This is a genomic window from Fusobacterium ulcerans ATCC 49185, from assembly GCF_900683735.1.
Taxonomy (GTDB): domain Bacteria; phylum Fusobacteriota; class Fusobacteriia; order Fusobacteriales; family Fusobacteriaceae; genus Fusobacterium_A; species Fusobacterium_A ulcerans_A.
This window is the reverse complement of the sequence record NZ_LR215979.1, coordinates 1,708,611-1,715,733: the sequence shown is the minus strand read 5'-3', so window position 1 is coordinate 1,715,733 and position 7,123 is coordinate 1,708,611. Positions and strand designations below refer to the sequence as shown.

Below are 7,123 nucleotides of genomic sequence, written 5' to 3'. Positions count from 1 at the left end.
CTAAGTGTAGTGAACCCTTTTTCTTAGACAACTTATTTTAAGCATTGATTAATAAGGATTGATTCCTATATTGCATAGGAGTTAATCCTTTTAATTTTGCCTTTATTCTTTTAGTATTGTAATAATCTATATATTCATCTATTGCTGATTTTAATTCTTCTATTGTTCTATAGTTATTTTCTTGTCCATAAAACATTTCTGATTTCATTATACCAAAAAAACTTTCCATTAATCCATTGTCTAGACTATTTCCTTTTCTTGACATACTTTGAATTACCTTTCTTTTTTCTAAACTTTTTGTATAAAAGTTATGTTGGTACTGCCACCCTTGATCACTATGCAGTATTAAACTTTTGATATTAGAATTAGTTTTAAATGCTTGAGTTAACATATCTATTATTTGATAAGAGTTAGGAGAGGAAGATACATTGTATGAAATTATATATCTTCCATAAGCATCTAGTATTGGAGATAGATACAATTTATTCCTTCTTAAATTAAATTTTGTTACATCTGTAAACCATTTTTCATTTGGTTTATTTGCCTCAAAGTTTCTTTTAATGTGGTTATCAGCTACTTTTCCAATTTCACCTTTATATGAAGAATATTTTCTCTTTTTGCGCATAATACTATGTAAATTTAATTTATTCATAAGCCTTAAAATATTCTTATGATTGACTTGTAATCCTTGATTTTTAAGTTCTAATGTGATTCTACGATAACCATATCTTCTTTTATGCACATAAAATATATCTTTGATTTTATCAATAATATCTTGATTCTTTATATCTATATCTTTTTTATTTATGTAGAAATAGTAAGTTGCTCTTGCTATACCTGAAATTTCAAGCAAGATTTTGAAAGGATACTTTGCTCTAAGTTCAGCTATTACTCTGATTCTTTCTTCTTTTGTAGCTCCTTTTTTTGAACCAGAGCATTCAACTTTTTTAAATATTCTATCTCAGCTTCTAAGTATAGATTTTTCTCTTCCAACTCTTTTATTTTTTCTTCTAAAGTCAAATTGGCATCATTTTTTTTCTTAATTTTCTTTGTCATAGATTTTTTTCTCCCTTTAGGTTTCTCTATGATATTATAGCAGTTTTCTTTATACTTTTTAATCCAATTTGCTAAAATTCCACGCGAAGATAAGCCAATATCAATAGCGACAGATATAGCTGACTCAAAATTTATTAGTACTCTATTAATGGACTGTAATTTAAATTCCTTAGAATAATATCTATTTTTATCGTTCCTAAGTATGGAATATCCATGTTTTCCAATTAACCTAAAAAGGTATTCTACTGTATGAACATTGATATTGAAATTTAGAGCTATTGCTGCAATAGTCTCTCCTTTTAATCTTCGTTCATAAATTTCTATTCTTTGCTCTCTTGTTAATTTAGCCATAAAAAATACACCCTCCATCTTATTTGTCTAAGATTTTGGGTGCACTTCAAAGCTCCCTGTTTTTATTTTACTATAGATATTTCATCTCCAACTTTTACTGCTCCACCCTTTAAAACAATAGTAAAAATTCCCTCTCTAGGCATGATACAATCTCCTACAGCATGAAATATAGCACAATGTGAATGGCATTCTTTTCCTATTTGAGTTACTTCAAGCAAGATACCTTCATTGATTTTTAATTTTGTTCCAACAGGAAGTTTTGCTAAATCAATTCCTTCAACTATAAGATTTTCTCCAAAATCTCCTTGATCAACATTTCCACCTTTTTTTATAAAATCAGATATTTTTTCATTTGAAAGAAGGCTCACTTGCCTGTGCCAATTACCAGCATGAGCATCATTTTTAAGTCCATGATTTTCTATTAATATTCCTTCTTTTATGTTTATTTTTTGAGTTCCTTTTTTCTCACTAATACATACAGCTAGAATTTTTCCCATTTAAAAATTTATCCTCCTATTTGATTCATTTTTCTTTTATCTATGTTTTCTTTGATATCTTCATCCATACTATGATGTTCAGGTTTATTGTATATAGCATTAAAAATAATTTTTTCCAGTTCTTCATCAGTTGTTCCACTTCTCATGATTCTTTTTAAATTAATCCCTTTGTTCCAATGGAGACATAATTTTAAAAATCCATCAGGAGTCAGTCTTATTCGATTACATTTGTCACAAAAACTATGTGATAATGGAGTTATAAATCCTATGTTTCCTTTGGAAAAACTACTTTTAAAATATTTAGCAGGGCCAGAGCCGATTTTTTCATTAATAGGAAATAGTTCTCTCTCTTTTTGAATTATTTTGATAACTTCATCATTAGAAACAGAAACAAAGTTTTTTCCTTCACCAATAGGCATAAGTTCGATGAAGCGAATATCTACTGGATAAGTTTCACTGAATTTGACAAAATCCATAATCTCATTATCATTTTTTTCTTTGATAAGTACTATATTTAGTTTTATTCTTTCCACACCTAATTCTATTGCTTTAAAAATATTTTCAAGAACTTTCTCAAGGGAACCCCCTCTTGTAATTTCTTTGTACAGAACAGGATTTAAAGTATCCAAACTTATGTTTATTTTTTTTAATCTATTTTTCATAAGTGATTCAAAATGTTCTCCAAGAAGTAATCCATTAGTTGTTAAACTTATCTCTTCAATTTCTTCAACAGAACTAATATTTTTTAGTATGTCAGTGAAATTTTTTCTTACTAAGGGTTCTCCACCAGTAAGACGTATTTTTTTTATTCCAATTTTACCAAGAATTTTTACTGTTCTTTTTATTTCTTCAAAAGTAAGAAGTTCTTCTCTTGGAAGAAAATTCATATTTCTTTCGCTCATACAATATTGGCATCTAAGATTACATCTGTCAGTAATGGAAAGCCTCAAGTATTCTATTTCTCTTCCTATTTTATCTATCATAATATTCCCTCATTTTCTAAAAAATAACTGTAATTTCTTTCATTATATAATAGCATACTTTTAAGATTTTTATAAAAATAATTTTGATTGACAATAACTGGATTCTGGATTATCCTTTAAATAAAGAAATTTAAAAAATATAAGGAAGAGAATAACTATGGAAAAAGTAAATGATATCATTGTAGTAAGAGGCGGAGGAGATATAGCCAGTGGAGCTATCCAGAAGCTTCATAGAAGCGGATTCAAAGTTCTTGTCTTAGAAATAGAAAAACCATCAGCAATCAGAAGAAAAGTAGCTTTTTGTGAAGCTGTTTATGAAAAAGATATTGAAATAGAAGGAATAAAAGCTCAATATGCAGGAACAGAAAAGGAAGTAAGGGACTGCTGGGAGAAAGATGTAATTCCAGTAATGGTTGATTCAAGAGGTAAAAGTATAGAGATATTTAAACCAATAGCAGTGGTTGATGGAATACTTGCCAAAAAGAATTTTGGGACTAAAAAAAGTATGGCACCAATAACTGTAGCTTTAGGACCAGGTTTTTCTGCACCTGAAGATGTAGATATAGTAATAGAAACTATGAGAGGACATAACTTGGGAAGACTTATTACAGAAGGGACAGCAAGTGTAAATACTGGAGTTCCAGGAATAATAGCAGGAATAGGAAAAGAACGAGTAATCTATAGTGAATTTAATGGATATATCAAAAATATAGAAAAAATTGGAAGTGTGGTAGAAAAAGGAGATATAGTTGCTGTAGTAGAGGAAAATTATATCTATTCTCCAATTTCTGGAGTTTTAAGAGGAATAATAAGAGATGGATATAAAGTTACAGAAGGATTAAAAATAGCTGATGTAGACCCAAGAATAGAAGAAAAAGAAAATTGTTTTACAATTTCAGATAAGGCTAGAAATATAGGTGGAGCTGTATTAGAAGCTGTTCTTTATTTGAGAAAGATAAAGGGAGTATAATATATGGAAGATAAAATATTAAATGAAATATCTAAAAGAACATCTCAGGGAAAAAAAGCAGCATTAATTATGATAACAGAAGCTATTGGTTCGACTCCTCGTAAATCAGGAGCTATGATGGGAGTATTTGAAGAGGATATCATAGGGACTATAGGTGGAGGAAGTATAGAATATAAAGTTATTCAAACAGCTAGAGAGCTTATGAAGAGTGGAGAAAGTCAAGAATTTTCATATAATCTGACAACTGATGATGAGCTTCGTATGAATTGTGGTGGAAGTATGAAAGGATTTATAAAAATTTTTTCACCTTCTCCTAAACTGTTGATATGTGGGGCAGGTCATATTGGCCAAAAGCTTTTTAATATAGGTAAAAATCTAGAATTTGATATAAAAATAATAGATGACAGAGAAGAACTGAAAATAGATGTACCTGAACTTACTTTAGGGAGTTTTGATGAAATACTTAAAAATGAGGAAATAACTGAAAATACTTATATAGTTATAGCTACAAGAGGTCATGTACTTGATGAAAAAGTACTTGATTTAGTAAAAAATAGAGGAGCTAAATATATAGGAATAATAGGGAGTAAAAGAAAAATAACAAATTTAAAAGAAAACCTTGAAAAAAATTCTAAAATCAGAGATAATATATATGCGCCTATAGGACTAAAAATTTCCAATGGAACACCAGAAGAAATTGCAATTGAAATACTTGCTGAAATATTGCAAGTAAAAAATGGAGGAGAATTGATACATAGGTCACTTTTTTAAATTAAAGGGCATTAATATGTTCTCATATTAAAATAAAAAATATTTAGGAGGAAAAATCAATGAAAAAAATAATTCACACTGAAAAAGCACCTGCTGCTTTAGGACCATACTCACAAGCTATTGAAGTTAATGGAACTCTTTATGTATCTGGACAAATTCCATTTGTTCCTGAAACAATGACTCTAGTTTCTGACTGTGTAAAAGCTCAAACTAAACAATCTCTAGAAAATATTAAAGCTATACTTGAAGCTGCTGGATATACTTTTAAAGATGTAGTAAGAGCTGGAGTATTTATTAAAGATATGAATGATTTCGCAGCTGTAAATGAAGTTTATGCTGAATATCTTGGAGATGTAAAACCTGCAAGAGCATGTGTAGAAGTTGCTAGACTTCCAAAAGATGTAAAAGTTGAAATAGAAGTTATTGCTGTAAAATAGTGATATATGATTAAAATGGGGAGAAGTTCAACAGTTGGATTTCCTCCATTTTTTTATAATTAAAAAACCTAGTTTTAGTGGAATAAAAAATACAAATATGTTAGAATAAAGTGTATACAATAAAGGGGGGAGATTTTTAATGTTGGAAGAACTTTTAACCAGTCAATTTATTATTTTGGCCTGTTTATGCTTTATAGGAGCATTTATTGATTCTGTAGCAGGAGGTGGAGGATTGATTTCACTGCCAGCTTATTTAGCATCTGGACTACCACCTCATATTGCATTGGGAACAAATAAATTATCAAGTTTTTTTTCTGGAGTAGGAAGCAGTGTAAACTATGCAAGGTCAGGAAAAGTCAACTGGAATCTTATGAAAAAACTAGCTCCATTTTCTTTTGTAGGAGCATTTATTGGAGTAAAACTTATAATAGGAACAAAACCACAATATATTAATTATATAGTATTTACTGCTTTGATAGTGGTACTTGCATATACACTGACTAATAAAAAGATGGGTCATGAAAGTACATTTACAGATTTGAATAAATCAAATATTACCAAAGGAATGATAATGGCTTTAATCATAGGATTCTATAATGGATTTTTAGGCCCTGGAACAGGTTCATTTCTAGTATTTTTTCTGATGAAAATATATGGATACGATTTTGTAGAAGCTAATGGAGATTCTAAAATTTTAAATTTAGTTGGAAATTTTACAAGTCTTTTAGTATTTGGAATCAGTGGAAAAGTATATTTTCTTTATGGTATACCTATTTCAATAATAATGCTGCTGGGAGCTCAATGTGGTTCAAGATGTGCAATAAGTAAGGGAAGCAAATTTATAAAGCCTGTATTTCTTATTGTAACCACAGTAACTGCTTTAAAAATGTTAAAGGAAATGTTTTAAAATATCAAATACGTTGACAAAGAATTAAAAATAGATTAAAATTTAATAAATGAATAAAGCTATGTGAATGGAGAAGCTTAGAATAATTTTCTTATAGAAATATAAGAGAATTATTTTGAGCTTTTTTTAATAAAAATTTGGGAGGTAAATTTTATGAAAAAAATGATTAACAAACCAGAGAACATTGTAGAAGAAATGGTTAGTGGAATGCTTAAAGCTTATCCAGAGTATCTAAAAAAAGTAGAAGATTTACCAGTTATAGTAAGAAAAGATAAGAAAATGGGGAAAGTAGCTTTAATTAGTGGCGGAGGAAGTGGACATGAACCTTCACATGCTGGATTTGTTGGTTATGGAATGCTGGATGGTGCAGTGGCAGGAGAAGTATTTACATCACCTAGTGCTGATAAAGTCTATGAGGCAGTAAAAGCTGTAAATAGTGGAGCTGGAGTTCTATTGATAATAAAGAATTACAGTGGAGATGTAATGAATTTTGAAATGGCAGCTGAAATGGCTGCAATGGAAGAAATAGAAGTGAAAAAGATAGTGGTTGATGATGATATTGCTGTAGAAAATAGTACATATACTGTTGGAAGAAGAGGAATAGCTGGAACAGTTTTAGTACATAAAATGGTAGGAGCAGCAGCTGAAAAGGGATACTCTTTAGAAGAACTTGAAAAACTGGGAAATAAGGTTATTGGAAGAACCAAAACGTTAGGAATGGCATTAGAACCATGTATGGTACCAACTACAGGAAAGGTAAGTTTTGAGTTAGCAGATGATGAGGTGGAAATTGGACTTGGAATTCATGGGGAGCCAGGAACACATAGAGAAAAGATTCAACCAGCTGATGTACATGTAGACCATATTTTAGAAAAAATATTTAAAGAATCAGATTTAAAAGAAAATGATGAGGTTGCTGTATTAGTAAATGGATTGGGAGAAACTACTTTAATGGAGCTTTTTATAATTAATAATAGAGTATCTCAAGTCTTAGAAGAAAAAAATATTAAAATTGCTGATACAATTGTTGGTAATTATATGACATCTTTAGATATGGGTGGATTTTCAATCACTTTAACGAAATTAGATAAAGAAATGAAAGAACTTTTAAAAGATAAGGCAGATACTCCAGCATTTAAAAGATTTTAGGA

At 29.5% G+C, this 7,123-nt stretch carries 8 protein-coding genes; 5 read left to right on the top strand and 3 right to left on the bottom strand.

The annotated features are described in order from the left end of the window. Nucleotides 1-37: 37 nt before the first annotated feature. The 3 genes from E0E45_RS07740 to moaA all read right to left on the bottom strand — a co-directional run bounded on the left by E0E45_RS07740 (nt 38) and on the right by moaA (nt 2,887). A protein-coding gene (locus tag E0E45_RS07740) for an IS3 family transposase (protein WP_130890638.1) occupies nt 38-1,407 on the bottom strand; the annotation gives its coding sequence in 2 pieces (ribosomal slippage) (nt 38-900 and nt 900-1,407; 1,371 coding nt in all). A 62-nt stretch (nt 1,408-1,469) separates the two neighbouring features. Continuing rightward, complete coding sequence (locus E0E45_RS07735; protein WP_130890637.1) at nt 1,470-1,904, bottom strand: MOSC domain-containing protein; 435 nt, start codon at nt 1,902-1,904, stop codon at nt 1,470-1,472. An 8-nt stretch (nt 1,905-1,912) separates the two neighbouring features. Beyond that, a complete protein-coding gene (gene moaA / locus E0E45_RS07730) occupies nt 1,913-2,887 on the bottom strand; it encodes a GTP 3',8-cyclase MoaA (RefSeq protein ID WP_130890636.1) in 975 nt (324 codons plus the stop codon). A gap of 157 nt (nt 2,888-3,044) precedes the next feature. Here moaA and yqeB point away from each other — a divergent pair, with 157 nt between their 5' ends. The 5 genes from yqeB to dhaK all read left to right on the top strand — a co-directional run bounded on the left by yqeB (nt 3,045) and on the right by dhaK (nt 7,121). After that, nucleotides 3,045-3,857: a selenium-dependent molybdenum cofactor biosynthesis protein YqeB gene (gene yqeB, locus E0E45_RS07725; protein ID WP_172604173.1), complete on the top strand. Its 813-nt coding sequence runs from the start codon at nt 3,045-3,047 to the stop codon at nt 3,855-3,857. Between the two features lie 3 nt (nt 3,858-3,860). Beyond that, nucleotides 3,861-4,628 carry an XdhC family protein gene (locus E0E45_RS07720; RefSeq protein WP_130890634.1) on the top strand — a complete coding sequence of 256 codons (768 nt, stop codon included), beginning with the start codon at nt 3,861-3,863 and terminating at the stop codon, nt 4,626-4,628. Nucleotides 4,629-4,687: 59 nt separating this feature from the next. Further along, nucleotides 4,688-5,065, top strand: a complete 378-nt coding sequence (locus tag E0E45_RS07715) for a RidA family protein (RefSeq protein ID WP_005949528.1) — start codon at nt 4,688-4,690, stop codon at nt 5,063-5,065. 139 nt (nt 5,066-5,204) lie between these two features. Further along, nucleotides 5,205-5,972, top strand: a complete 768-nt coding sequence (locus E0E45_RS07710) for a sulfite exporter TauE/SafE family protein (RefSeq protein ID WP_130890633.1) — start codon at nt 5,205-5,207, stop codon at nt 5,970-5,972. Nucleotides 5,973-6,125: 153 nt separating this feature from the next. Then, on the top strand, nt 6,126-7,121 hold the full coding sequence (gene dhaK / locus E0E45_RS07705) for a dihydroxyacetone kinase subunit DhaK (RefSeq protein ID WP_130890632.1): 996 nt from the start codon (nt 6,126-6,128) through the stop codon (nt 7,119-7,121). Nucleotides 7,122-7,123: the final 2 nt, after the last annotated feature.